Origin of the sequence: Streptococcus mitis (assembly GCF_047464945.1) — a bacterium.
Classification (GTDB): Bacteria; Bacillota; Bacilli; order Lactobacillales; family Streptococcaceae; genus Streptococcus; species Streptococcus mitis_EA.
In genome coordinates, this window is sequence record NZ_JASHAX010000002.1 from 93,797 (window position 1) to 117,815 (window position 24,019).

A 24,019-nucleotide genomic window follows, 5' to 3' on the forward strand; every position below is an offset into this window, starting at 1 on the left:
GTATATGGCACTAATTACACTCACGAAAGAAGAGTTTCAGGCTTATTCTGATCAGGTTTCTTCTCGTTCCTTTATGCAATCTGTTCAGATGGGGGACTTGTTAGAAAAAAGAGGGGCTCGAATTGTTTATCTAGCTTTGAAACAAGAAGGAGAAATTCAAGTTGCAGCTCTGGTTTATAGCTTGCCCATGCTGGGTGGCCTGCATATGGAGATCAATTCGGGGCCGATTTATACCCAACAAGATGCTCTTCCAGTTTTTTATGCGGAGTTAAAAGAATATGCCAAGCAAAATGGTGTATTAGAGTTGCTTGTAAAACCTTATGAAACTTATCAAACTTTTGATAGTGAAGGTAATCCAATAGATACTGAGAAAAAAAGTATCATTCAAGGTTTAACTGATTTAGGTTATCAATTTGATGGCTTGACAAGAGGTTATCCAGGTGGAGAACCAGATTGGTTATACTATAAAGATTTGACTGAATTAACTGAAAAGAATTTGCTTAAAAGTTTTAGCAAAAAGGGTAAACCCTTGGTGAAAAAGGCTGAAACGTTTGGCATTCGGTTGAAAAAGTTACAACGTGAAGAACTATCGATTTTTAAGAATATAACAAAAGAAACCTCTGAACGTAGAGAATACAGTGATAAAAGTTTAGAATATTATGAGCACTTTTATGATTCATTTGGAGAACAAGCGGAGTTTCTCATAGCAACCTTGAATTTTTCGGACTATATGAGCAAATTGCAAGGTGAACAAAGTAAACTAGAAGAAATCTTGGGCAAGTTGCGACTTGATTTGAGTAAAAATCCTCATTCTGAGAAAAAACAAAATCAGCTGAGAGAATATTCTAGTCAATTTGAAACGTTTGAAGTTCGAAAAGCAGAAGCGCGAGACTTGATTGAAAAATATGGAGAAGAAGATATTGTTTTAGCCGGGAGTTTATTTGTTTATATGCCTCAGGAAACGACTTATCTCTTTAGTGGTTCTTACACTGAGTTTAATAAGTTCTATGCCCCTGCACTGCTTCAAAAATATGTTATGTTGGAAAGCATAAAACGTGGAATACCTAAATACAACTTCCTAGGCATTCAAGGGATTTTTGATGGTAGTGATGGTGTTTTGCGTTTTAAACAAAATTTTAATGGCTATATTGTACGTAAAGCAGGAACTTTCCGTTATCATCCATCGCCTTTAAAATACAAAGCTATTCAGTTATTCAAAAAAATATTAGGACGTTAAGATGAAAAAGCCAGTATTTAGCTTTCTTTCAGCTTGTTTTAGTAAAATAGACTTTATTTGCTAGAAAGGTGGAGAGATATGCGTTGGCTTTTTCGTTTGATAGGGGCTTTCTTTTATTTTATTTGGCGTTTGTTTTGGCGTCTGGTTTGGATTGTTTTGCTTTTATGTACTCTTGCTTTTGGATTTCTCTGGTATCTGAACGGGGATTTTCAAGGGGCGCTGAAGCAAGCAGAACGGTCAGTAAAAATTGGTCAACAAAGTATCGACCAATGGGAAAGAACAGGGCAACTGCCTAAGTTGAACCAGACAGATAGCCACCAGCATTCTGAAGGAAGATGGCCACAGGCTTCTGCTCGTATTTACTTGGATCCGCAGATGGATTCACGCTTTCAAGAGGCATATTTAGAAGCAATTCAGAACTGGAATCAAACTGGTGCCTTTCATTTTGAACTTGTGACTGAGTCCAGCAAGGCAGATATCTTGGCTACGGAGATGAATGACGGAGGTACTCCTGTGGCAGGAGAGGCGGAAAGTCAGACCAATCTCTTAACGGGTCAATTCTTGTCTGTAACGGTGCGCCTGAATCATTATTATTTGTCCAATCCAAACTATGGCTATTCCTATGAGCGCATTGTCCATACGGCAGAACATGAGTTGGGGCATGCGATTGGCTTGGACCATACAGATGAGAAGTCTGTGATGCAACCTGCAGGTTCCTTTTATGGTATACAGGAAGAAGATGTTGCAAACCTTCGAAAATTATATGAGACCAATGAGTAGGGGACTATCTTTCCCTACTTTTTTGCTATAATGGAATTATGAACAACTTGATTAAATCAAAACTAGAGCTCTTGCCGACCAGCCCTGGTTGCTATATTCACAAGGATAAAAACGGCACCATTATCTATGTAGGAAAGGCTAAAAATCTGCGTAACCGCGTGAGGTCCTATTTCCGTGGGAGTCACGATACCAAGACAGAGGCCTTGGTGTCTGAGATTGTAGATTTTGAATTTATCGTTACTGAGTCCAATATTGAGGCGCTTCTCCTAGAAATCAACTTGATCAAGGAAAATAAGCCTAAATACAATATCATGCTCAAGGATGATAAGTCCTATCCTTTCATCAAAATCACCAATGAGCGCTATCCTCGGTTGATTATCACCCGTCAAGTCAAGAAGGACGGGGGTCTTTACTTTGGCCCCTATCCAGATGTAGGGGCAGCCAATGAAATCAAGCGGCTACTGGATCGGATTTTCCCTTTTAGAAAGTGTACCAATCCGCCGTCTAAGGTCTGTTTTTACTACCATATCGGTCAATGTATGGCCCACACCATCTGTAAGAAGGATGAGGACTATTTCAAGTCTATGGCTCAAGAGGTTTCTGATTTCCTAAAAGGGCAGGATGATCAAATTATCGATGACCTCAAGGGCAAGATGGCAGCGGCAGCTCAGACTATGGAATTTGAACGTGCAGCGGAATACCGTGATCTGATTCAGGCCATTGGAACGCTTCGAACCAAGCAACGGGTCATGGCTAAGGATCTCCAAAATCGGGATGTCTTTGGCTACTATGTGGATAAGGGTTGGATGTGTGTCCAGGTTTTCTTTGTCCGTCAGGGCAAGCTCATTGAGCGAGACGTTAATCTTTTCCCCTACTATAATGATCCGGATGAGGATTTTCTAACCTATGTGGGACAATTTTATCAAGAAAAATCTCACCTAGTACCCAATGAGGTACTGATTCCGCAAGATATCGATGAAGAAGCAGTCAAGGTCTTGGCGGATACCAAGATTCTCAAACCCCAGCGTGGAGAGAAAAAGCAACTGGTCAATCTGGCTATAAAGAATGCTCGAGTCAGCCTAGAGCAGAAATTCAACCTGCTAGAGAAATCTGTCGAAAAGACACAAGGAGCTATTGAAAATCTAGGTCGTTTGCTCCAAATACCGACCCCAGTCCGCATCGAGTCCTTCGATAATTCTAATATCATGGGAACTAGCCCTGTTTCAGCCATGGTGGTCTTTGTCAACGGCAAACCAAGTAAGAAGGATTATCGTAAGTATAAAATCAAGACTGTCGTTGGGCCAGACGACTATGCCAGTATGAGAGAAGTCATTCGCAGGCGTTATGGTCGAGTTCAACGTGACGGCTTGACTCCGCCAGATTTGATTGTGATTGATGGGGGACAAGGTCAAGTCAATATTGCTAAGCAAGTCATCCAAGAAGAGCTGGGTTTGGACATTCCAATTGCAGGTCTGCAAAAGAATGACAAGCACCAAACCCATGAATTGCTCTTTGGAGATCCGCTTGAAGTGGTGGAGTTATCTCGCAATTCTCAGGAATTTTTCCTCCTTCAGCGCATCCAAGATGAGGTACACCGCTTTGCTATCACTTTCCATCGCCAACTGCGCTCCAAAAATTCTTTTTCATCACAACTGGATGGAATTGAAGGGCTGGGACCTAAACGCAAGCAAAATCTTATGAAGCATTTCAAGTCTCTAACCAAAATCAAGGAAGCCAGTGTGGATGAGATTGTCGAAGTTGGAGTACCTAGAGCCGTTGCAGAAACTGTGCAGAGGAAGTTGAACCCGCAGGAGGTAGAAGCCTTACCTCAAGTGGCGGAACCATTAAAAGAATTAGAATAAGTATCTAGATAGAAAGTAGAAGAAATGAATAAGATTGAGATTGACAGAGATATACTCCTTTTTTTACGATTTGCTTACTTTGGGAATTCAAAAGATTTATTTTTAGCTGCAACTACTCGAGCCTATCTTGATTTTAATCGAACCTTGCGATTTCATGACATGCCAGATGAACAGCGCTTGGAGATGAGAAAGCAGCCTTCTAAGTGTATCAAAGAAGCGATTTTAAATCTCTTGGATCGAGACGAGTTGTGTCAAACTGATTTTGATAGTTGGCATCATAGGACTTGTGATAGTGTTATAGACTACTATCGCTCAAATGGGATTCGATTCACTTATGGTCATGCTCAAAAGTGGATTAATATGACTTTCAAGTATCTGTATATGCTTGAGGTTGTACCTCTAGACTCTGTTTTTCCTTTTTTACACGTACCGATAGATAACATCGTGTTAGAGAGGGCTAATAAAAAGTTGTGTATCCCAAGACCTTCTCAAGCGTGGAGTAGCTGGGGAGATTACGCCTTCTATCTTCAATATCAAGAACATTTGAGGCGAAGAATAGGCAAGGAAGATCCTCTTCGTTGGGAGTTTCACAATTGGCTAGATGAAATAGAAAAAGGAGACCATCATGAACCATAAAATCGCAATTTTATCAGATATTCATGGCAATGCGACGGCCTTAGAAGCAGTGATTGCAGATGCTAAAAATCAAGGAGTCAGTGAATACTGGCTTCTGGGAGATATTTTTCTTCCTGGTCCAGGTGCAAATGACTTGGTAGCCCTGCTGAAGGACCTTCCTATCACAGCCAGTGTTCGAGGCAATTGGGATGATTGTGTCCTTGAGGCCTTGGATGGTGAATATGGTTTGGAACATCCACAAGAAATCCAGTCAATGCGCATGACCCAGTTTTTGATGGAGCGAATGGATCCTGAAACGATTGTCTGGCTACGAAGCTTGCCTTTGCTGGAAAAGAAAGAAGTTGAGGGATTGCGTTTTTCTCTCTCACATAATTTACCTGACAAAAATTATGGGGGTGACTTGTTGGTTGGGAATGATACAGAGAAATTTGACCAACTCCTAGATGAGGAAACGGACGTAGCAGTCTATGGTCATGTTCACAAGCAGTTGCTTCGTTATGGCAGTCAAGGGCAACAAATCATCAATCCAGGGTCGATTGGCATGCCCTATTTTAATTGGGAGGCGTTAAAAAATCACCGTGCCCAGTATGCCGTGATAGAAGTTGAAGATGGGGAATTGGTAAATATCCTATTTCGTAAAGTCGCTTATGACTATGAAGCGGAGTTGGAATTGGCCAAATCCAAGGGGCTTCCCTTTATTGAAATGTATGAAGAACTGCGTCGTGACGATAACTATCAGGGGCACAATCTGGAACTCTTAGCCAGCTTAATTGAAAAACATGGGTATGTAGAAGATGTGAAGAATTTCTTGGAGGCTATAAAGTCAGAATATCAGATGGACTAGTTTCTTTAAGCAACTGAAAATTAATTGGAACTGGATGAGGGGCTTCCTTATTTAAATGATTTTCTTCATTCGGTTGCTTATCCTTGTTCCAATTTCTTTCTATGAAAAATCTCTGCAAGCTCTTTCAAATTATGGTAGAATGGAAGCAGTAGAATTAGAAAAGGAAATCGATTATGAAATTTCTTGAATTAAATAAAAAACGTCATGCGACTAAGCATTTCACTGATAAGCCAGTTGATCCAAAAGATGTGCGTACGGCTATCGAAATCGCAACCTTGGCACCAAGCGCCCACAACAGCCAGCCTTGGAAATTTGTGGTGGTTCGTGAGAAAAATGCCGAACTAGCAAAATTGGCTTATGGTTCCAACTTTGAGCAGGTATCATCAGCTCCTGTAACTATTGCCTTATTTACAGACACAGATTTGGCTAAACGTGCTCGTAAGATCGCCCGTGTCGGTGGGGCAAAGAATTTCTCAGAAGAACAACTTCAATACTTCATGAAGAATTTGCCAGCTGAATTTGCACGCTACAATGAACAACAAGTCAGTGACTACCTAGCCCTCAATGCAGGTTTGGTTGCTATGAATTTGGTTCTTGCATTGACAGACCAAGGAATCGGATCGAATTTGATCCTTGGGTTTGATAAATCAAAAGCCAACGAAGTTTTGGATATCGAAGACCGTTTCCGTCCAGAACTTTTGATTACAGTGGGGTACACAGATGAAAAATTGGAACCAAGCTACCGCTTGCCAGTAGATGAAATCATCGAGAAAAGATAGAAGGAAGATAATATGACAGCAATTGATTTTACAGCAGAAGTAGAAAAACGCAAAGAAGACCTCTTGGCTGACTTGTTTAGCCTTTTGGAAATCAACTCAGAACGTGATGATAGCAAGGCTGATGCGCAGCATCCTTTTGGACCTGGTCCAGTAAAAGCCTTGGAAAAATTCCTTGAAATCGCAGACCGTGATGGATATCCAACTAAGAATGTCGACAATTACGCAGGACATTTCGAGTTTGGTGATGGAGAAGAAGTTCTCGGAATCTTTGCCCACATGGACGTAGTGCCTGCTGGTAGCGGTTGGGACACAGACCCTTATACACCAATTATCAAAGACGGTCGCCTTTATGCGCGTGGGGCATCAGATGACAAGGGTCCTACAACAGCTTGTTACTATGGTTTGAAAATCATCAAAGAATTGGGTCTTCCAACTTCTAAGAAAGTTCGCTTTATTGTCGGAACAGACGAAGAATCAGGCTGGGCAGACATGGACTACTATTTTGAACATGTAGGACTTGCGAAACCAGACTTCGGTTTCTCTCCAGACGCTGAGTTCCCTATCATCAATGGTGAAAAAGGAAACATCACAGAATACCTCCACTTTGCAGGTGAAAATACAGGTGCAGCTCGTCTTCACAGCTTCACAGGTGGTTTGCGTGAAAACATGGTACCTGAATCAGCAACAGCAGTTGTTTCAGGTGACTTGGCTGACTTACAAGCTAAACTAGATGCCTTTGTTTCAGAACACAAACTTAGAGGAGAAATCCAAGAAGAAGCTGGTCAATACAAGGTGACCATCATTGGTAAATCAGCCCATGGTGCCATGCCTGCTTCAGGTGTCAATGGTGCGACCTACCTTGCCCTCTTCCTCAGCCAGTTCGACTTTGCTGGACCAGCTAAAGATTACCTTGACATCGCTGGAAAAATTCTTTTGAACGATCATGAGGGGGAAAATCTCAAGATTGCCCATGTGGATGAAAAGATGGGTGCCCTTTCTATGAATGCGGGTGTATTCCGTTTTGACGAAACAAGCGCTGATAATACCATTGCCCTTAATATCCGCTATCCAAAAGGAACAAGTCCAGAACAAATCAAGTCAGTCCTTGAAAACTTGCCAGTTGCTTCTGTTAGCCTTTCTGAACATGGTCATACGCCTCACTATGTGCCAATGGAAGATCCACTTGTGCAAACCTTGTTGAATGTCTATGAAAAACAAACTGGACTTAAAGGTCACGAGCAAGTTATCGGTGGTGGAACCTTTGGTCGTTTGCTCGAACGCGGAGTTGCCTACGGTGCCATGTTCCCAGACTCAATTGACACCATGCACCAAGCCAATGAATTTATCGCCTTGGATGATCTCTTCCGAGCAGCAGCAATCTATGCCGAAGCTATTTATGAATTGATCAAATAAAACGATAGAAGTCTGAGATCTTATGCTTAGACTTCTTTTTGGAGGGAAAGTAGATGTCTCAAATTGAAAGAATCAAGCAGGCTATTATGTCAGATCCACAGAATGCCAGCTATACAGAGCGTGGCATTGAGCCTCTCTTTGCAGCGCCAAAGACTGCTCGCATCAATATCATCGGTCAGGCACCAGGACTTAAAACCCAAGAGGCAGGCCTTTATTGGAAAGATAAGAGTGGTGACCGCTTGAGAGACTGGCTAGGTGTGGATGAAGATACCTTTTACAATTCAGGCTATTTTGCTGTTCTGCCTATGGATTTCTACTTTCCAGGGCATGGTAAGTCAGGTGACCTGCCACCGAGAACTGGCTTTGCTGAAAAATGGCATCCGAAGCTCTTGCAAGAATTACCAGATATTCAATTGACCCTCTTGATTGGCCAATATGCCCAAGCCTACTATTTAAATGAGAAAATCAGTGGCAAGGTGACAGAACGGGTAAAACATTATCAGAATTACTTGCCAACCTATTTTCCACTAGTTCACCCCTCACCGCGAAATCAAATCTGGATGGCCAAAAATCCTTGGTTTGAGGCAGAAGTGGTACCAGATTTGAAAAAAAGGATTAAAGCAATTTTATAGTCAATGAAAATCAAAGAGCAAACTAGGAAGCTAGCCGCAGGCTGCTCAAAGTACAGCTTTGAGGTTGTGGATAGAACTGACGAAGTCAGTAACCATACCTACGGTAAGGCGACGCTGACGTGGTTTGAAGAGATTTTCGAAGAGTATTAGGAGAAAAAGAATGAAAGAAATAACCTTTGATGCATTTTACCAGCTTTACCAAAATGACCAACTTTCTCTAGTGGACGTGAGAGAAGTGGATGAGTTTGAAGCTCTTCATTTAGAAGGTGCTCAGAATCTTCCTCTGAGTCAATTAGCTGATACTTATGATCAATTGGACAAGGATCAGTTACATTATGTTATTTGCAAATCTGGAATGAGATCGGCGCGTGCTTGCCAATTTCTAGCTGAACAAGGTTATGAAGTTATCAATGTTCAGGGTGGCATGTTAGCCTTTGAAGAACTTTAAAATTTTGCATTTCTCCTACTTAGTGTGATCTCGGTAGAGGATTTTATTTTTAGACAATTCTCATTTTTAAGAATCTTGAAAACATTCAATATTTACTTCGTGAAGCTTTTTTCATACTCCTAATCATGGTATACTAAGTCAGTATTTTATAAATATGAAGGAGATTTTCATGGCTAAAAAAGGTGCCTTAACAGGTTTACTCCTGTTTGGAATATTTTTTGGTGCGGGGAACTTGATTTTTCCGCCTTCTCTAGGTGCTCTATCTGGAGAACATTTTCTTCCTGCCATCGCAGGTTTTGTCTTTTCAGGTGTCGGTATCGCCGTCTTGACCCTTATTATTGGAACGCTAAATCCTAAAGGATATATCTACGAGATTTCTACAAAGATAGCGCCTTGGTTTGCGACTCTTTACCTCTCAGTTCTTTACCTGTCAATCGGTCCATTCTTTGCTATCCCACGTACAGCTACAACAGCTTACGAAGTAGGGATTAGTCCTCTTTTGTCGGATGCAAATAAAGGTCTTGGTTTGATTGTCTTTACAGTTCTGTATTTTGCAGCAGCGTATCTAATTTCGCTTAATCCATCAAAAATCTTGGACCGTATCGGCCGTATTTTAACGCCAGTCTTTGCGATTTTGATCGTTATCTTGGTTGTTTTAGGAGCTTTCAAATACGGTGGAACAAGTCCTCAAGCTGCTTCAGCTGCTTATCAAGCTTCTGCCTTTGGGACAGGTTTCCTAGAAGGTTATAATACCTTGGACGCCCTTGCCTCAGTTGCTTTTAGCGTAATTGCAGTTCAAACCTTGAAACAACTTGGATTTTCAAGTAAGAAAGAATACATTTCGACTATTTGGGTTGTTGGTATCGTTGTTGCCCTTGCTTTCAGCGCTCTTTACATCGGTTTAGGTTTCCTTGGAAATCATTTCCCGGTACCAGCTGAGGCGATGAAGGGTGGAACACCAGGTGTTTACATCTTGTCACAAGCCACTCAAGAAATCTTTGGCTCAACAGCTCAACTCTTCCTTGCAGCTATGGTTACCGTAACCTGCTTCACAACAACAGTTGGTCTGATTGTGTCTACAGCTGAATTCTTTAATGAGCGCTTCCCACAAATCAGCTACAAGGTTTATGCGACAGCCTTTACTTTGATTGGATTTGCCATTGCCAATTTAGGTCTTGATGCGATTATCAAGTACTCAATTCCAGTACTGGTTATCTTGTACCCAATCACCATTGCCATCGTTATGATTGTCATTGTCAACAAATTTGTGGCTCTTTCAAAACCAGGTATGCAGTTGACAATTGCTGTGGTTACAGCTATTGCTATTGCAAGCGTACTAGGAAGCTCATTTAAGGTTGAGTTTCTTGCAAACCTTGTCAAGGCTCTTCCTTTTGCCAAGGCATCACTCCCATGGTTGGTACCAGCCGTTGTCGGAATCTTGCTCTCATTGGTTCTACCAAACAAGCAAGAAAGCGATGTTTTTGAAATGGAATAATCATTAAAATCACTTTTGTAGCTAAGTCTACAGGAGTGATTTTCTTTTTTATCCGATGATAAATGTGTTATAATAGGTAGCAAAAGAGGTAAATAAATGAATCAAACAGTAGAATATATCAAAGAACTAACAGCTATTGCATCGCCAACAGGCTTCACTCGTGAGATTTCGAACTATTTAGTCAATACTTTGGAAGGTTTTGGTTACCAGCCGGTTCGCACAGCCAAGGGCGGAGTCAATGTGACCATTAAAGGTCAAAATGATGAAGAGCAACGCTATGTGACTGCCCATGTAGATACGCTCGGTGCTATTGTCCGTGCTGTTAAACCAGACGGCCGTCTCAAATTGGACCGTATCGGTGGCTTTCCTTGGAACATGATTGAAGGAGAAAATTGTACCGTTCATGTGGCTAGTACAGGTCAAAAAGTATCAGGAACCATCCTTATCCACCAAACTTCTTGCCATGTCTACAAGGATGCTGGAACTGCAGAACGCACGCAAGACAATATGGAAGTGCGTTTGGACGTAAAAGTAACTAATGAAAAAGAAACTCGTGCCTTGGGAATTGAGGTCGGTGATTTTATCAGTTTTGACCCACGAACTGTCGTGACAGAGACAGGTTTTATCAAGTCTCGTCATTTGGACGATAAGGTCAGTGCGGCTATTTTGCTTAACCTACTTCGTATTTATAAGGAAGAGAAGATTGAATTGCCCGTAACAACCCATTTTGCTTTTTCAGTCTTTGAAGAAGGGGGCACGGTGCCAACTCTAATATCCCTGCTCAGGTAGTAGAATATCTGGCTGTGGACATGGGAGCCATGGGTGATGACCAGCAGACAGATGAGTACACAGTATCTATCTGTGTCAAGGATGCTTCAGGCCCTTATCACTATGACTTCCGTCAACACTTAGTTGCCTTGGCTAAAGAGCAAGATATTCCATTTAAGTTGGATATCTATCCATTTTATGGATCGGACGCTTCAGCGGCCATGTCTGCAGGGGCTGAGGTTAAACACGCTCTGCTTGGTGCTGGTATCGAGTCTAGCCACTCATATGAGCGCACTCATATTGACTCGGTGGTTGCAACGGAGCGTATGGTTGATGCTTACCTTAAGAGCGCATTGGTAGACTAATATGTGTTTGATTTGCCAGAGAATTGAGCTCATCAAGAAGGGAGAAAATCCCTATTTTGTCAAAGAGTTGGAAACAGGCTATCTTGTGGTTGGAGACCACCAGTATTTTGCAGGCTATAGCCTCTTTCTAGCCAAGGAACATGTCACGGAATTGCACCATTTAGAAAAGGAAATGAGAGTCCATTTTCTAGAAGAAATGAGTCTAGTCCAAGAGGCAGTTGCCAAGGCATTTGCTGCTGAGAAAATGAATATCGAACTGCTAGGAAATGGCGATGCCCATCTTCATTGGCATCTGTTTCCACGACGGACAGGTGATATGAATGGCCACGGTCTTAAAGGTCGTGGGCCAGTTTGGTGGGTTCCCTTTGAAGAAATGACAGCAGAAACTTGCCAAGTAAAACCGGAAGAGATTAAAAGATTAGTCGAATGTTTATCGTCAGAAGTAGATAAACTATTAGAAATAAAGGAGTAGAAATGAAAAAAAGATACCTTGTCTTGACAGCTTTGCTAGCCTTGAGTCTAACAGCTTGTTCACAAGAAAAAGTAAAAAATGAAGCTGGAGAAACTAAGACAGAACAGACAGCCAAAGCTGATGGGACAGTCGGCAGTAAGTCTCAAGGAACTGCCCAGAAGAAAGCAGAAGTGGTTAACAAAGGTGATTACTACAGCATCCAAGGCAAATACGATGAAATCATCGTAGCCAACAAACACTATCCATTGTCTAAAGACTATAATCCAGGGGAAAATCCAACAGCCAAGGCTGAGTTGGTTAAACTCATCAAAGCTATGCAAGAGGCAGGTTTCCCAATCAGTGACCATTACAGTGGCTTTAGAAGTTATGAAACTCAGACCAAGCTCTATCAAGATTATGTCAATCAAGATGGGAAAGAAGCTGCCGACCGTTATTCTGCTCGACCTGGCTATAGCGAACACCAGACAGGTTTAGCCTTTGATGTGATTGGGACAAATGGTGATTTGGTAACAGAAGAAAAAGCGGCCCAATGGCTCTTGGATCATGCGGCTGATTATGGTTTTGTTGTTCGTTATCTCAAAGGCAAGGAAAAGGAAACAGGCTATATGGCTGAAGAATGGCACCTTCGTTATGTCGGAAAAGAAGCAAAAGAAATTGCTGCAAGTGGTCTCAGTTTGGAAGAATACTACGGCTTTGAAGGCGGAGATTATGTCGATTAAAAAATAAACTTTTCTCTTGCAATTTCAGATAAATAGTGTATAATAGATGGGTATGTGAAAAGCATACTTGTGGGAGGTAAAAATCTTTAATTACCGCCAAAACCACAAAGGAGGATTTAAAAATGGCTAAAAAAGTCGAAAAACTTGTAAAATTGCAAATCCCTGCTGGTAAAGCTACACCAGCTCCACCGGTTGGACCTGCTCTTGGTCAAGCTGGTATCAACATCATGGGATTCACAAAAGAGTTCAACGCTCGTACAGCTGACCAAGCTGGTATGATCATTCCAGTTGTTATCTCAGTTTACGAAGATAAATCATTTACTTTCATCACTAAAACACCACCAGCTGCTGTTCTTTTGAAAAAAGCTGCAGGTGTTGAAAAAGGATCAGGTACACCTAACAAAACTAAAGTTGCTACAGTTACTCGTGCACAAGTACAAGAAATTGCAGAAACTAAGATGCCAGATTTGAACGCAGCAAACATTGAGTCTGCAATGCGTATGATCGAAGGTACTGCTCGTTCTATGGGATTCACTGTTGTTGACTAATCAATAACACAGTAGAAAATCTCACAGCAGTCTAATTAGTTGCTTTTCATACTAGGCAAGTGACTGATGCTTGTACTTGGGTACAGCAAGGGAACTTAAGGCCGTAGGAAAAGAATCTAATAGACTGAAAACCCGCAAGACTTCATCATTTCGAGGAGTGACGTGGGAGATGAAAATCGATTGAACCACTTACAAGGAGAATAGAAAATGGCTAAAAAAAGCAAACAACTTCGTGCTGCTCTTGAGAAAATCGACAGCACAAAAGCATACAGCGTAGAAGAAGCTGTAGCACTTGCAAAAGAAACTAACTTTGCAAAATTTGACGCAACTGTAGAAGTTGCTTACAACTTGAACATCGACGTTAAAAAAGCTGACCAACAAATCCGTGGAGCAATGGTATTGCCAAACGGTACTGGTAAAACTTCACGCGTTCTTGTTTTTGCACGTGGTGCAAAAGCTGAAGAAGCAAAAGCTGCTGGTGCAGACTTTGTTGGTGAAGATGACCTTGTTGCTAAAATCAACGATGGTTGGTTGGACTTCGACGTAGTTATCGCTACACCTGATATGATGGCTCTTGTTGGACGTCTTGGACGTGTCCTTGGACCACGTAACTTGATGCCAAACCCTAAAACTGGTACTGTAACAATGGATATTGCTAAAGCAGTTGAAGAGTCTAAAGGTGGTAAAATCACTTACCGTGCTGACCGTGCAGGTAACGTTCAAGCAATCATCGGTAAAGTATCATTTGAAGCTGAAAAATTGGTTGAAAACTTCAAAGCTTTCAACGAAACAATCCAAAAAGCAAAACCAGCTACAGCTAAAGGAACTTACGTAACAAACTTGACTATCACAACTACTCAAGGTGTTGGTATCAAAGTTGACGTAAACTCACTTTAATCAGTAGTTTATATCAGAGAACGAGTACGAAAGTGCTCGTTTTTTGGCGTACGACGGGCATGTCGTACATCTGAGGTGTAAGTCCTCGGTAGGCACCTGCTACCGGTGAACCCAATAGCGATTCCCAAGCCTGACTATCGTGAGGTAGCGGGGAGAGGAAGGGATAGCGAAATCGTGGCTCTACGAACAGGAAGGTGGAGGTTCGTATAATGGATGAAGATGAGAGCAATTCCAAAGTACAAAAATAGTCGTAACCTGAATGTGTAAATGATGGGAGGAGTTGAATTCGAACTAGAGAGGTAATAATAAATTTATGCTATAGTCATGGTAACTTGTATGCTTTTGATTCTAGTTTATCAAATAATAGATTAGAATTGTCAGATAATATTATTTTATGTTATAATGAAGAAAAAACAGAGGTGTTCAAATGTCAGAAGCAGGTCATAAGTTTTTAGCAAAACTGGGGAAAAAACGCTTACGCCCAGGTGGAAAACGTGCCACAGATTGGTTAATTGCGGAAGGAGGGTTTTCAAAAGAAAAGAGAATACTAGAGGTTGCGTGTAATAGAGGAACTACAGCAATTGAGTTGGCACAGCGTTTTGGTTGTAAGATAACTGCTGTTGATATGGATGCTCAAGCTTTAGAAGTGGCTAAAAAATCTGCTGAAACGGCAGGTGTTGCTCATTTAATCAGTTTTGAAAGAGCAAATGCAATGAAACTTCCTTATCAAGATGCTAGTTTTGATATTGTTATAAATGAAGCTATGCTGACTATGCAAGCCGATCAAGCTAAGAAAAAATGTGTGATGGAATATCTAAGGGTTTTAAAATCTGGAGGTCTTCTCCTGACACATGATGTACTTCTTAAGGAAGCTAAAGAGTCTGTCAGACAGGAACTGTCACAAGCAATTCATGTAAATGTAGGTCCTTTAACTCAGGATGGTTGGGAACAGATGATGATAGAATCAGGTTATCGTGATGTGAAAGTATTGACCGGTGAAATGACATTAATGAAATTATCAGGTATGATTTATGACGAAGGTTGGCTAGGAACTTTGAAAATTTGTGTAAATGCTTGTAAAAAGGAGAATAGAAAGCAGTTTTTAACTATGTATAAAATGTTTGCTAAGAATAAACAGAAATTGGGTTTTATTGCGATGGCTAGTTATAAATCGTCAAATCGTTAGATAATTATTGATGTTAACTTTTCCTTTTTTCTTTCTTAAAAAATATGCTATAATAGAGAGTAAAAAACTTTGAAAGAAAGAAAAAGATGAATTTAAAAGATTACATTGCAACAATTGAAAATTATCCAAAGGAAGGAATTACCTTCCGTGATATCAGTCCTTTAATGGCTGATGGAAATGCTTATAGCTATGCTGTTCGTGAAATTGTTCAGTATGCCACTGACAAGAAAATAGACATGATTGTAGGTCCTGAGGCTCGTGGTTTTATCGTGGGCTGTCCAGTTGCCTTTGAGTTGGGAATTGGTTTTGCGCCTGTTCGTAAGCCAGGAAAATTGCCACGCGAAGTCATTTCTGCTGACTATGAAAAAGAGTACGGTGTTGATACCTTGACTATGCACGCTGACGCCATTAAGCCAGGTCAACGTGTTCTTATCGTAGATGACCTCTTGGCTACAGGTGGAACTGTTAAGGCAACCATCGAGATGATTGAAAAACTTGGTGGTGTTGTAGCAGGTTGTGCCTTCCTTGTTGAATTGGATGAATTGAACGGCCGTGAAAAAATCGGTGACTACGATTACAAGGTTCTTATGCATTATTAATCAAAAACAGTCCCTAGGGCTGTTTTCTCTACATTAGGATATAAAAATAGACTATAGCTAGTTAGAGAAAAAGTATAATTGAAAACTATATCTTCTTGCAGTATAATAAAAGGACTAGGTGTTTGAGATTTGGCTTCAAACATATGCAATTATTCCTGAAAGAGTACAGTTAGGAGAGGGTTATGCCGATTCGAATTGATAAAAAATTACCAGCTGTTGAGATTTTGCGGACAGAGAACATCTTTGTCATGGATGATCAACGTGCGGCCCACCAAGATATCCGTCCTTTGAAGATTTTAATCTTAAATCTTATGCCACAAAAAATGGTCACAGAGACCCAGTTGTTGCGCCATTTGGCTAATACACCCCTGCAACTGGATATTGATTTCCTCTATATGGAGAGCCATCGTTCCAAGACAACTCGTTCAGAACACATGGAGACCTTCTATAAAACTTTTCCTGAAGTCAAGGACGAGTATTTTGATGGGATGATTATCACGGGTGCTCCAGTTGAGCATTTACCATTTGAGGAAGTGGATTACTGGGAGGAATTCAGTCAAGTTCTTGAGTGGTCTAAGACTCATGTCTATTCGACCCTTCATATCTGTTGGGGGGCTCAGGCGGGACTCTATCTGCGTTATGGGGTGGAAAAATATCAGATGGACAGTAAGTTATCGGGTATCTATCCTCAGGACACCTTAAAGGAAGGTCATCTTCTATTTAGAGGTTTTGACGATAGCTATGTATCCCCTCATTCACGGCACACGGAGATTTCTAAGGAAGAGGTCTTAAACAAAACCAATCTCGAGATTTTATCAGAAGGGCCACAGGTTGGGGTTTCTATTTTGGCCAGTCGTGATTTACGAGAAATTTATAGTTTTGGGCATTTGGAGTATGACCGTGATACCTTGGCAAAAGAGTATTTTCGAGATCGTGATGCAGGTTTGGATCCACATATTCCAGAAAATTACTTTAAGGATGATGATGTCAATCAGACGCCTTGTCTTTGTTGGTCTTCATCAGCAGCCCTCTTTTTCAGTAACTGGGTGAATTATGCGGTCTATCAGGAGACGCCTTTTGACTGGAGAAAGATAGAAGATGATGCATCTGCATATGGATATTTATAAGAGGAATTATGACATATTTAGACGCTTTTAAATCAGGGAACTTGGTTTTACCGAGTGCCCTGCTCTTGCATTTTAAGGAACTCTTTCCTTCTAGCGATGATTTTCTAGTCTGGCAATTTTTCTATTTGCAAAATACGACTGGCTTAGAAGAAATGTCTCCAAGCCAGATTGCTGAAAGGATTGGTAAGGAAATTTCGGATGTCAACCAGTCCATTTCCAATCTGACGGAAAGGGGACTGCTCCAGTATCGTACTATCGAATTAAATGGCGAAATTGAATTGCTTTTTGATGCTAGTTTGGCTTTGGAACGTTTGGATGACTTGCTTGGAGCTCCTACTTCGAGTTCAGACCAGTTGACACCTCAAAACCAGCTTAAGGATTTGGTAGAAACCTTCCAGCAGGAATTAGGACGCTTGTTGACACCTTTTGAGATTGAGGATTTGACCAAGACACTAAAGGAAGATGGAACCAGTGCTGACTTGATTAAGGAAGCTCTTCGTGAAGCTGTTTTAAATGGAAAAGCAAACTGGAAGTACATTCAGGCGATTTTGAGAAACTGGCGCCATGAAGGTATCAAAAGTGTGCCTCAAATCGAGGCCAAGCGGGCAGAAAGAGAAGCAAGCAATCCTCAGTTGACACAGGTGTCAGCAGATTTCAGAAATGCTATGGATCTCTGGAAAGATTAATCGTTGGAAGCAGGCTTGAAATCCGAGTAAGATTTGCAAGCTGTGTATAATTGTGATAAAATAAATAGAAAATAAATTGAAAAAAGAGGTATGTGAAATGTCACGTAAACCATTTATCGCTGGTAACTGGAAAATGAACAAAAATCCAGAAGAAGCTAAAGCATTCGTTGAAGCAGTTGCATCAAAACTTCCTTCATCAGATCTTGTTGAAGCAGGTATCGCAGCTCCAGCTCTTGATTTGACAACTGTTCTTGCTGCTGCAAAAGGTTCAAACCTTAAAGTTGCTGCTCAAAACTGCTACTTTGAAAACGCAGGTGCTTTCACTGGTGAAACAAGCCCACAAGTTTTGAAAGAAATCGGTACTGACTACGTTGTTATCGGTCACTCAGAACGCCGTGACTACTTCCATGAAACTGACGAAGATATCAACAAAAAAGCAAAAGCAATCTTTGCAAACGGTATGCTTCCAATCATCTGTTGTGGTGAGTCACTTGAAACTTACGAAGCTGGGAAAGCCGCTGAATTTGTAGGTGCTCAAGTATCTGCTGCATTGGCTGGATTGACTGCTGAACAAGTTGCTGCATCAGTTATCGCTTACGAGCCAATCTGGGCTATCGGTACTGGTAAATCAGCTTCACAAGACGATGCACAAAAAATGTGTAAAGTTGTTCGTGACGTTGTAGCTGCTGACTTCGGTCAAGAAGTTGCAGACAAAGTTCGTGTTCAATACGGTGGTTCTGTTAAACCTGAAAACGTTGCTTCATACATGGCTTGCCCAGACGTTGACGGTGCCCTTGTTGGTGGTGCGTCACTTGAAGCAGAAAGCTTCTTGGCTTTGCTTGACTTTGTAAAATAATCAGTAGCAAAAGCTAGGTGGAACAGCATTCAGATGTCTGTTCCATTTTTTATAGGAGAGGAAAGATTGAAAACAAAGATTGGAAAAATTGGATTAGCAAGCGCTTTTTTGATTGGACTAGTTGTCAATCAAGTGCCTGCCAATGAAACTGAAGTGAAAGCATCTTCAGAAGAAAGCAGTGTTCAAGCTTATTCTAGTAAGGTAGAAGAAAAGAAATCAGAAACGACTACAAGTCAAAAAGAAGAAGAGAAAAAGGTTGAGACTTCTTCTAGTCAGCGTCAAGAGAAAAAGGAAGAAGTCAAAGAGACGCGAGCTAGTAGTCAGAAAGAAGAAAGTAAGCCAAATTCAACATCAGCAAACTGGGAAGGTGACTTCTATGTAAAAGCAGATGGTTCAAAAGCTAAGAGTGAGTGGATCTTTGATACTAGCTACAAGGCTTGATTCTATATAAAAGCAGATAGTCGTTATGCTCAAAAAGAATGGCATGGAAACTACTACCTCAAAGCAGGTGGTTATATGGCTAAAAATGAATGGTTTTACGATAACAATTATAAGAGCTGGTTCTACCTCAAAGCAGATGGTTCTTATGCAGAACAAGAATGGCATGGGAACTACTACCTCAAAGTGGGTGGCTACATGGCCAAGAGTGAATGGTTTTATGATAGCAATTATAAGAGTTGGTTTTACCTGAAATCTGATAGTTCTTATGCGAATCAAGAGTGGTATGGTAAATATTACCTAAAAGCGGGTGGCTACATGGCCAAGAGTGAATGATTTTACGATAACAATTATAAGAGTTGGTTTTACCTGAAATCCGATGGTTCTTATGCAAATCAAGAGTGGCAAAAGGTAGACGGCAAGTGGTACTATTTCAAGAAGTGGGGTTACATGGCCAAAGATGAGTGGCAGGGTAACTACTATTTGACAGGAAGTGGTGCTATGGCGACTGGTGAATTAGTCATGGATGATGCTCGCTATATTTTTTCTGACTCAGGTGAGTTAAAAGAAAAGAAAGACTTGAATGTTGGCTGGGTTCACCGAAATGGCAGACGTTATTTCTTTAACCATCGTGAAGAACAAGTTGGGACTGATCAAGTTAAAAAAGTTATCGATGTCAGTGAACACAATGGTCGTATCAGTGACTGGAAAAAGGTCATCGATGATAATGGCGTTGATGGAGTCATTGTTCGTTTGGGCTATAGTGGAACTGAGGACAAGGAATTGGCTCATAATATTAAGGAGTTAAACCGTCTTGGAATTCCTTACGGTGTTTACCTCTATACTTATGCTGAAAATGAGACTGATGCTGAGAATGATGCTAATCAGACCATTGAACTCTTGAAAAAATACAAGATGAACTTGTCTTACCCTATCTACTACGATGTTGAGAACTGGGAATATGTCAATAAGAGCAAGAGAGCTCCAAGTGATACTGGAACCTGGGTCAAGATTATCAACAAATATATGGCAACAATGAAACAAGCTGGTTATCAAAATGTGAAAGTTTATAGCTACCGTCAACTTTTACAAACTCGTTTGAATCATCCTGATATTTTGCAACATGTTAACTGGGTAGCAGCCTATACGGATGCGCTTGATTGGACAAATCCTCATTATTCAGGTGAAAAAGGATGGCAATATACCTCATCTGAATACTTAAAAGGAATTCGTGGTCGTGTTGACGTCAGTGTTTGGTATTAAGATATAAGTTTGAGAAAGGAGTGTGCAAGAAAATTGCATCCTCTTTTTCTTTATTTTGTCGCAGTTAATACTCTTTGATAATCAAATTCAAACCACGTCAACGTCACCTTGCCGTACTCAAGTACAGCCTGCGGCTAGTTTCCTAGTTTGCTCTTTGATTTTCATTGAGTATAAGAGAGGTGTAAGGGGACTGGGTTTCATTCTAAAAAATTCTTAAATTATCAGTCTATTGCAACTTTTCTCATGTGAGTCATTTGGCTTGCTATTGGTTATTCTTAGTAGTATACTAAGATAGTAATCAGTAAGAAGTGGTTACAAATAATAATGAATGAGGTAAAATAAAATGGTAGAATTGAAAAAAGAAGCAGTAAAAGATGTAACATCATTAACAAAAGCAGCGCCAGTAGCATTGGCAAAAACAAAGGAAGTCTTGAACCAAGCTGTTGCTGATTTGTACGTAGCTCATGTGGCTTTGCATCAAGTACACTGGTATATGCGTGGTCGTGGTTTCCTTGTATGGCATCCAAAAATGGATGAGTACATGGATGCTCTTGACGGTCAATTGGATGAAATCAGCGAACGTTTGATTACACTTGGTGGTAGCCCATTCTCTACTTTGACAGAATTCCTTCAAAACAGTGAAATCGAAGAAGAAGCTGGTGAATACCGTAATGTTGAAGAAAGCTTGGAACGTGTGCTTGCTATCTACCGTTACTTGTCAGAACTTTTCCAAAAAGGTTTGGATGTCACTGATGAAGAAGGTGACGATGTGACAAACGGTATCTTCTCAGACGCTAAAACTGAAACTGATAAAACCATCTGGATGCTTGCGGCAGAACTTGGACAAGCACCTGGTTTGTAAGAAACAAGGAAACATAGATAAATCTGTAGGAAAATTCTTACAGATTTTTTTCTATTCTGTAAGCTATTCCAAACCAGTCTTTTTTTGAGTTTTTTGATAAAATAGTACTATCAGTGAAAAGGATGGAAGCATGACAAAGAAAATCGTAGCTATTTGGGCCCAGGATGAAGAGGGTGTGATTGGTAAGGACAATCGTCTGCCTTGGCATTTGCCAGCAGAATTGCAACACTTTAAAGAAACAACTCTGAATCATGCTATCTTGATGGGGCGCGTGACCTTTGATGGGATGGGGCGTCGCTTGCTTCCAAAACGGGAGACCTTGATTTTGACACGTAACCCGGAAGAAAAGATAGATGGGGTTACTACTTTTCAGGATGTCCAGTCTGTTCTCGACTGGTATCAGGGGCAAGACAAGAATCTCTATATTATAGGTGGCAGACAAATTTTTCAGGCTTTTGAGCCCTACCTTGACGAAGTGATTGTGACTCAAATTCATGCTCGGGTGGAGGGCGATACCTATTTCCCTGAAGAGTTTGACTTATCTCTTTTTGAGACGGTTTCAAGCAAATGTTACGCCAAAGATGAGAAAAATCCTTATGATTTTACCATTCAATACCGCAAGAGAAAGGAAGTCTAATGGAACGTAGTATATTTGGTTTTTTCACAGCCATGCTGTGTTTGGTCTGCTTGCTTGCAGGAGCACAGGCTTTTCGTAAAAAGCGCTATGGACTTTCTGTCCTGCTCTGGTTAAATGCCTTTACCAATTTGGTCAATAGTGTTCATGCCTTTTACATGACCTTATTTTAGATAGAATGGATAGTATAGAATAGAACGGAAGGAAATCATGCCTACAACTAGGAATAATGATATGATGGTTTATTGCTCATTTTGTGGCAAAAGCCAAGAAGAAGTACAAAAAATAATCGCTGGGAACAACGCCTTTATCTGTAATGAATGTGTGGAGTTGGCCCAGGAAATCATTCGTGAGGAGTTGGCTGAGGAAGTCTTGGCAGACTTGTCAGAAGTTCCAAAACCAATCGAACTCCTCCATATCTTGAACCACTATGTAATCGGTCAAGATCGTGCCAAGCGTGCCTTGGCAGTTGCAGTTTACAACCACTACAAACGCATCAATTTCCACGATACGCGTGAAGAGTCGGAAGATGTAGATTTGCAGAAGTCAAACATCTTGATGATTGGTCCAACTGGTTCAGGGAAAACTTTCCTTGCTCAGACCTTGGCTAAGAGCTTGAATGTGCCTTTTGCGATTGCGGATGCGACAGCTCTTACTGAGGCTGGTTATGTGGGTGAGGACGTGGAAAATATCCTTCTCAAACTATTGCAGGCTGCTGACTTTAACATTGAACGAGCAGAGCGTGGGATTATCTACGTGGATGAAATTGACAAGATTGCCAAGAAGAGTGAGAACGTGTCTATCACACGTGATGTTTCTGGTGAAGGGGTGCAACAAGCCCTTCTCAAGATTATCGAGGGAACTGTTGCCAGCGTACCGCCTCAAGGTGGGCGTAAACATCCACAACAAGAGATGATTCAAGTGGATACTAAAAATATCCTCTTCATCGTGGGTGGTGCCTTTGATGGTATTGAAGAAATTGTCAAACAACGTCTGGGTGAAAAAGTCATCGGATTTGGTCAAAACAATAAAGCTATTGATGAAAATAGCTCTTACATGCAAGAAATCATCGCTGAAGATATTCAAAAATTTGGTATTATCCCTGAGTTGATTGGACGTTTGCCTGTTTTTGCAGCTCTTGAGCAATTGACTGTTGATGACCTGGTTCGCATCTTGAAAGAGCCAAGAAATGCCTTGGTCAAACAATACCAAACCTTGTTATCTTATGATGATGTCGAGTTGGAATTTGACGACGAAGCCCTTCAAGAGATTGCCAACAAGGCCATCGAACGCAAAACTGGTGCGCGTGGTCTTCGCTCCATCATCGAAGAAACCATGCTAGATGTCATGTTTGAAGTGCCGAGTCAGGAAAATGTGAAATTGGTTCGCATCACAAAAGAAGCTGTCGATGGAACGGATAAACCAATCCTAGAAACAGCCTAGAGGTGACTATGGAACTTAATACACACAATGCTGAAATCTTGCTCAGTGCGGCTAACAAGTCCCACTATCCGCAGGATGAACTGCCAGAGATCGCTCTTGCAGGGCGTTCAAATGTTGGCAAGTCTAGCTTTATCAATACCATGCTGAACCGTAAGAATCTCGCTCGTACGTCAGGGAAACCTGGAAAAACCCAGCTTCTCAACTTCTTTAACATTGACGACAAGATGCGTTTTGTGGATGTGCCTGGTTATGGCTATGCCCGCGTTTCCAAAAAGGAACGTGAAAAGTGGGGGCGCATGATTGAGGAGTACCTAACGACTCGGGAAAATCTCCGTGCGGTAGTCAGTCTAGTCGACCTTCGTCATGACCCGTCAGCAGATGATGTGCAGATGTACGAATTTCTCAAGTATTATGAGATTCCAGTTATTATCGTTGCGACCAAGGCGGACAAGATTCCTCGTGGTAAATGGAACAAGCATGAAACAGCAATTAAGAAGAAATTAAACTTTGACCCAAGTGACGACTTTATCCTCTTTTCATCTGTCAGCAAGGCAGGGATGGATGAGGCTTGGGATGCAATCTTAGAAAAATTGTGAGGAAAAGAAAATGGCAAAAACAATTCATACAGACGAAGCTCCAAAGGCTATCGGACCATATGTTCAAGGAAAAATCGTTGGCAACCTTTTGTTTGCTAGTGGTCAAGTTCCTCTCTCTCCTGAAACTGGGGAAATCGTTGGAACAACGATCCAAGAACAGACAGAACAAGTCTTGAAAAATATTGGTGCTATTTTGGCAGAGGCAGGAACTGACTTTGACCATGTTGTCAAAACAACTTGTTTCTTGAGCGATATGAACGACTTTGTTCCTTTTAACGAGGTTTACCAAACGGCCTTTAAAGAGGAATTTCCAGCTCGTTCAGCAGTAGAGGTAGCTCGTCTTCCTCGTGATGTAAAAGTCGAAATCGAAGTCATCGCAGAGATTGGATAAGCTAGTTGAAGTTTGGTTCTGCCAAACTTCTTTTGATATAAGG

Annotated in this window: 26 protein-coding genes and 2 pseudogenes; all 28 read left to right on the forward strand. The window is 41.1% G+C overall.

Annotation, left to right across the window (positions count from 1 at the left end; genetic code table 11):
- The first annotated feature begins 4 nt into the window (after nucleotides 1–4).
- On the forward strand, nucleotides 5–1,237 hold the full coding sequence (murN, locus tag QM424_RS03125; RefSeq protein ID WP_414392933.1) for a peptidoglycan bridge formation alanyltransferase MurN: 1,233 nt from the start codon (nucleotides 5–7) through the stop codon (nucleotides 1,235–1,237).
- A 78-nt stretch (nucleotides 1,238–1,315) separates the two neighbouring features.
- Nucleotides 1,316–2,017, forward strand: coding sequence for a M57 family metalloprotease (locus QM424_RS03130; protein ID WP_414392934.1), 702 nt, complete (start codon nucleotides 1,316–1,318; stop codon nucleotides 2,015–2,017).
- Between the two features lie 38 nt (nucleotides 2,018–2,055).
- Nucleotides 2,056–3,879: an excinuclease ABC subunit UvrC gene (gene uvrC / locus QM424_RS03135; RefSeq protein ID WP_414392935.1), complete on the forward strand. Its 1,824-nt coding sequence runs from the start codon at nucleotides 2,056–2,058 to the stop codon at nucleotides 3,877–3,879.
- 24 nt (nucleotides 3,880–3,903) lie between these two features.
- The gene (locus tag QM424_RS03140) at nucleotides 3,904–4,515 is read left to right on the forward strand and encodes a hypothetical protein (protein ID WP_033684128.1); all 612 of its coding nucleotides are present in this window, start codon (nucleotides 3,904–3,906) and stop codon (nucleotides 4,513–4,515) included.
- Nucleotides 4,505–5,359 (forward strand): metallophosphoesterase family protein, encoded by an 855-nt coding sequence (locus QM424_RS03145; RefSeq protein ID WP_033684127.1) that lies wholly within the window; start codon nucleotides 4,505–4,507, stop codon nucleotides 5,357–5,359. Before QM424_RS03140 ends, QM424_RS03145 begins: the two co-directional genes overlap by 11 nt.
- A 173-nt stretch (nucleotides 5,360–5,532) precedes the next feature.
- Nucleotides 5,533–6,138 carry a nitroreductase family protein gene (locus QM424_RS03150; RefSeq protein WP_033684126.1) on the forward strand — a complete coding sequence of 202 codons (606 nt, stop codon included), beginning with the start codon at nucleotides 5,533–5,535 and terminating at the stop codon, nucleotides 6,136–6,138.
- 12 nt (nucleotides 6,139–6,150) lie between these two features.
- Nucleotides 6,151–7,551, forward strand: a complete 1,401-nt coding sequence (gene pepV, locus QM424_RS03155) for a dipeptidase PepV (protein ID WP_414392936.1) — start codon at nucleotides 6,151–6,153, stop codon at nucleotides 7,549–7,551.
- A 53-nt stretch (nucleotides 7,552–7,604) separates the two neighbouring features.
- Nucleotides 7,605–8,183, forward strand: a complete 579-nt coding sequence (locus QM424_RS03160) for a uracil-DNA glycosylase family protein (protein WP_414392938.1) — start codon at nucleotides 7,605–7,607, stop codon at nucleotides 8,181–8,183.
- 3 nt (nucleotides 8,184–8,186) lie between these two features.
- Nucleotides 8,187–8,333 (forward strand): hypothetical protein, encoded by a 147-nt coding sequence (locus QM424_RS03165; RefSeq protein WP_020902096.1) that lies wholly within the window; start codon nucleotides 8,187–8,189, stop codon nucleotides 8,331–8,333.
- Nucleotides 8,334–8,343: 10 nt separating this feature from the next.
- Entirely contained in the window at nucleotides 8,344–8,631 is a 288-nt protein-coding gene (locus QM424_RS03170) for a rhodanese-like domain-containing protein (RefSeq protein ID WP_125410107.1), read from the forward strand.
- A gap of 169 nt (nucleotides 8,632–8,800) precedes the next feature.
- On the forward strand, nucleotides 8,801–10,126 hold the full coding sequence (gene brnQ, locus QM424_RS03175; RefSeq protein WP_414392940.1) for a branched-chain amino acid transport system II carrier protein: 1,326 nt from the start codon (nucleotides 8,801–8,803) through the stop codon (nucleotides 10,124–10,126).
- 96 nt (nucleotides 10,127–10,222) lie between these two features.
- A pseudogene (locus QM424_RS03180) lies at nucleotides 10,223–11,259 on the forward strand (M42 family metallopeptidase).
- A gap of 1 nt (nucleotide 11,260) precedes the next feature.
- Nucleotides 11,261–11,731: an HIT family protein gene (locus QM424_RS03185; protein WP_414392942.1), complete on the forward strand. Its 471-nt coding sequence runs from the start codon at nucleotides 11,261–11,263 to the stop codon at nucleotides 11,729–11,731.
- A gap of 2 nt (nucleotides 11,732–11,733) precedes the next feature.
- Nucleotides 11,734–12,450, forward strand: a complete 717-nt coding sequence (gene ldcB, locus QM424_RS03190) for an LD-carboxypeptidase LdcB/DacB (RefSeq protein ID WP_414392944.1) — start codon at nucleotides 11,734–11,736, stop codon at nucleotides 12,448–12,450.
- A 122-nt stretch (nucleotides 12,451–12,572) separates the two neighbouring features.
- Nucleotides 12,573–12,998, forward strand: coding sequence for a 50S ribosomal protein L11 (gene rplK / locus QM424_RS03195; RefSeq protein ID WP_001085806.1), 426 nt, complete (start codon nucleotides 12,573–12,575; stop codon nucleotides 12,996–12,998).
- A gap of 207 nt (nucleotides 12,999–13,205) precedes the next feature.
- Entirely contained in the window at nucleotides 13,206–13,895 is a 690-nt protein-coding gene (rplA, locus tag QM424_RS03200; protein WP_061842029.1) for a 50S ribosomal protein L1, read from the forward strand.
- Between the two features lie 427 nt (nucleotides 13,896–14,322).
- Nucleotides 14,323–15,081 carry a class I SAM-dependent methyltransferase gene (locus QM424_RS03205; RefSeq protein WP_101781455.1) on the forward strand — a complete coding sequence of 253 codons (759 nt, stop codon included), beginning with the start codon at nucleotides 14,323–14,325 and terminating at the stop codon, nucleotides 15,079–15,081.
- A gap of 86 nt (nucleotides 15,082–15,167) precedes the next feature.
- Nucleotides 15,168–15,680, forward strand: a complete 513-nt coding sequence (locus QM424_RS03210; protein ID WP_001049318.1) for an adenine phosphoribosyltransferase — start codon at nucleotides 15,168–15,170, stop codon at nucleotides 15,678–15,680.
- A gap of 182 nt (nucleotides 15,681–15,862) precedes the next feature.
- Nucleotides 15,863–16,807 (forward strand): homoserine O-acetyltransferase MetA, encoded by a 945-nt coding sequence (gene metA, locus QM424_RS03215; RefSeq protein ID WP_101781453.1) that lies wholly within the window; start codon nucleotides 15,863–15,865, stop codon nucleotides 16,805–16,807.
- A gap of 8 nt (nucleotides 16,808–16,815) precedes the next feature.
- Complete coding sequence (locus QM424_RS03220) at nucleotides 16,816–17,493, forward strand: DnaD domain-containing protein (RefSeq protein ID WP_414392947.1); 678 nt, start codon at nucleotides 16,816–16,818, stop codon at nucleotides 17,491–17,493.
- 97 nt (nucleotides 17,494–17,590) lie between these two features.
- Nucleotides 17,591–18,349: a triose-phosphate isomerase gene (gene tpiA, locus QM424_RS03225; protein ID WP_000087893.1), complete on the forward strand. Its 759-nt coding sequence runs from the start codon at nucleotides 17,591–17,593 to the stop codon at nucleotides 18,347–18,349.
- Nucleotides 18,350–18,382: 33 nt separating this feature from the next.
- Nucleotides 18,383–20,050 (forward strand): annotated as a pseudogene (lytC, locus tag QM424_RS03230) (choline binding-anchored murein hydrolase LytC).
- A 343-nt stretch (nucleotides 20,051–20,393) separates the two neighbouring features.
- Nucleotides 20,394–20,912: a Dps family protein gene (locus tag QM424_RS03235; RefSeq protein WP_042750433.1), complete on the forward strand. Its 519-nt coding sequence runs from the start codon at nucleotides 20,394–20,396 to the stop codon at nucleotides 20,910–20,912.
- A gap of 130 nt (nucleotides 20,913–21,042) precedes the next feature.
- Nucleotides 21,043–21,549: a dihydrofolate reductase gene (locus tag QM424_RS03240; protein ID WP_414392949.1), complete on the forward strand. Its 507-nt coding sequence runs from the start codon at nucleotides 21,043–21,045 to the stop codon at nucleotides 21,547–21,549.
- Nucleotides 21,549–21,719: a hypothetical protein gene (locus QM424_RS03245; protein ID WP_000442261.1), complete on the forward strand. Its 171-nt coding sequence runs from the start codon at nucleotides 21,549–21,551 to the stop codon at nucleotides 21,717–21,719. Before QM424_RS03240 ends, QM424_RS03245 begins: the two co-directional genes overlap by 1 nt.
- 37 nt (nucleotides 21,720–21,756) lie before the next feature.
- Nucleotides 21,757–22,989, forward strand: coding sequence for an ATP-dependent Clp protease ATP-binding subunit ClpX (clpX, locus tag QM424_RS03250; protein WP_025169664.1), 1,233 nt, complete (start codon nucleotides 21,757–21,759; stop codon nucleotides 22,987–22,989).
- Nucleotides 22,990–22,997: 8 nt separating this feature from the next.
- A complete protein-coding gene (yihA, locus tag QM424_RS03255; RefSeq protein WP_414392951.1) occupies nucleotides 22,998–23,585 on the forward strand; it encodes a ribosome biogenesis GTP-binding protein YihA/YsxC in 588 nt (195 codons plus the stop codon).
- A gap of 10 nt (nucleotides 23,586–23,595) precedes the next feature.
- Nucleotides 23,596–23,976, forward strand: a complete 381-nt coding sequence (locus tag QM424_RS03260; RefSeq protein ID WP_414392953.1) for a RidA family protein — start codon at nucleotides 23,596–23,598, stop codon at nucleotides 23,974–23,976.
- Nucleotides 23,977–24,019 lie beyond the last annotated feature (43 nt).

Bases quoted from the DNA above. Each gene is read 5' to 3' on its own strand.
- murN (WP_414392933.1), top strand. From the start codon at position 5: ATGGCACTAATTACACTCACGAAAGAAGAGTTTCAGGCTTATTCTGAT.
- QM424_RS03130 (WP_414392934.1), top strand. From the start codon at position 1,316: ATGCGTTGGCTTTTTCGTTTGATAGGGGCTTTCTTTTATTTTATTTGG.
- uvrC (WP_414392935.1), top strand. From the start codon at position 2,056: ATGAACAACTTGATTAAATCAAAACTAGAGCTCTTGCCGACCAGCCCT.
- QM424_RS03140 (WP_033684128.1), top strand. From the start codon at position 3,904: ATGAATAAGATTGAGATTGACAGAGATATACTCCTTTTTTTACGATTT.
- QM424_RS03145 (WP_033684127.1), top strand. From the start codon at position 4,505: ATGAACCATAAAATCGCAATTTTATCAGATATTCATGGCAATGCGACG.
- QM424_RS03150 (WP_033684126.1), top strand. From the start codon at position 5,533: ATGAAATTTCTTGAATTAAATAAAAAACGTCATGCGACTAAGCATTTC.
- pepV (WP_414392936.1), top strand. From the start codon at position 6,151: ATGACAGCAATTGATTTTACAGCAGAAGTAGAAAAACGCAAAGAAGAC.
- QM424_RS03160 (WP_414392938.1), top strand. From the start codon at position 7,605: ATGTCTCAAATTGAAAGAATCAAGCAGGCTATTATGTCAGATCCACAG.
- QM424_RS03165 (WP_020902096.1), top strand. From the start codon at position 8,187: ATGAAAATCAAAGAGCAAACTAGGAAGCTAGCCGCAGGCTGCTCAAAG.
- QM424_RS03170 (WP_125410107.1), top strand. From the start codon at position 8,344: ATGAAAGAAATAACCTTTGATGCATTTTACCAGCTTTACCAAAATGAC.
- brnQ (WP_414392940.1), top strand. From the start codon at position 8,801: ATGGCTAAAAAAGGTGCCTTAACAGGTTTACTCCTGTTTGGAATATTT.
- QM424_RS03185 (WP_414392942.1), top strand. From the start codon at position 11,261: ATGTGTTTGATTTGCCAGAGAATTGAGCTCATCAAGAAGGGAGAAAAT.
- ldcB (WP_414392944.1), top strand. From the start codon at position 11,734: ATGAAAAAAAGATACCTTGTCTTGACAGCTTTGCTAGCCTTGAGTCTA.
- rplK (WP_001085806.1), top strand. From the start codon at position 12,573: ATGGCTAAAAAAGTCGAAAAACTTGTAAAATTGCAAATCCCTGCTGGT.
- rplA (WP_061842029.1), top strand. From the start codon at position 13,206: ATGGCTAAAAAAAGCAAACAACTTCGTGCTGCTCTTGAGAAAATCGAC.
- QM424_RS03205 (WP_101781455.1), top strand. From the start codon at position 14,323: ATGTCAGAAGCAGGTCATAAGTTTTTAGCAAAACTGGGGAAAAAACGC.
- QM424_RS03210 (WP_001049318.1), top strand. From the start codon at position 15,168: ATGAATTTAAAAGATTACATTGCAACAATTGAAAATTATCCAAAGGAA.
- metA (WP_101781453.1), top strand. From the start codon at position 15,863: ATGCCGATTCGAATTGATAAAAAATTACCAGCTGTTGAGATTTTGCGG.
- QM424_RS03220 (WP_414392947.1), top strand. From the start codon at position 16,816: ATGACATATTTAGACGCTTTTAAATCAGGGAACTTGGTTTTACCGAGT.
- tpiA (WP_000087893.1), top strand. From the start codon at position 17,591: ATGTCACGTAAACCATTTATCGCTGGTAACTGGAAAATGAACAAAAAT.
- QM424_RS03235 (WP_042750433.1), top strand. From the start codon at position 20,394: ATGGTAGAATTGAAAAAAGAAGCAGTAAAAGATGTAACATCATTAACA.
- QM424_RS03240 (WP_414392949.1), top strand. From the start codon at position 21,043: ATGACAAAGAAAATCGTAGCTATTTGGGCCCAGGATGAAGAGGGTGTG.
- QM424_RS03245 (WP_000442261.1), top strand. From the start codon at position 21,549: ATGGAACGTAGTATATTTGGTTTTTTCACAGCCATGCTGTGTTTGGTC.
- clpX (WP_025169664.1), top strand. From the start codon at position 21,757: ATGCCTACAACTAGGAATAATGATATGATGGTTTATTGCTCATTTTGT.
- yihA (WP_414392951.1), top strand. From the start codon at position 22,998: ATGGAACTTAATACACACAATGCTGAAATCTTGCTCAGTGCGGCTAAC.
- QM424_RS03260 (WP_414392953.1), top strand. From the start codon at position 23,596: ATGGCAAAAACAATTCATACAGACGAAGCTCCAAAGGCTATCGGACCA.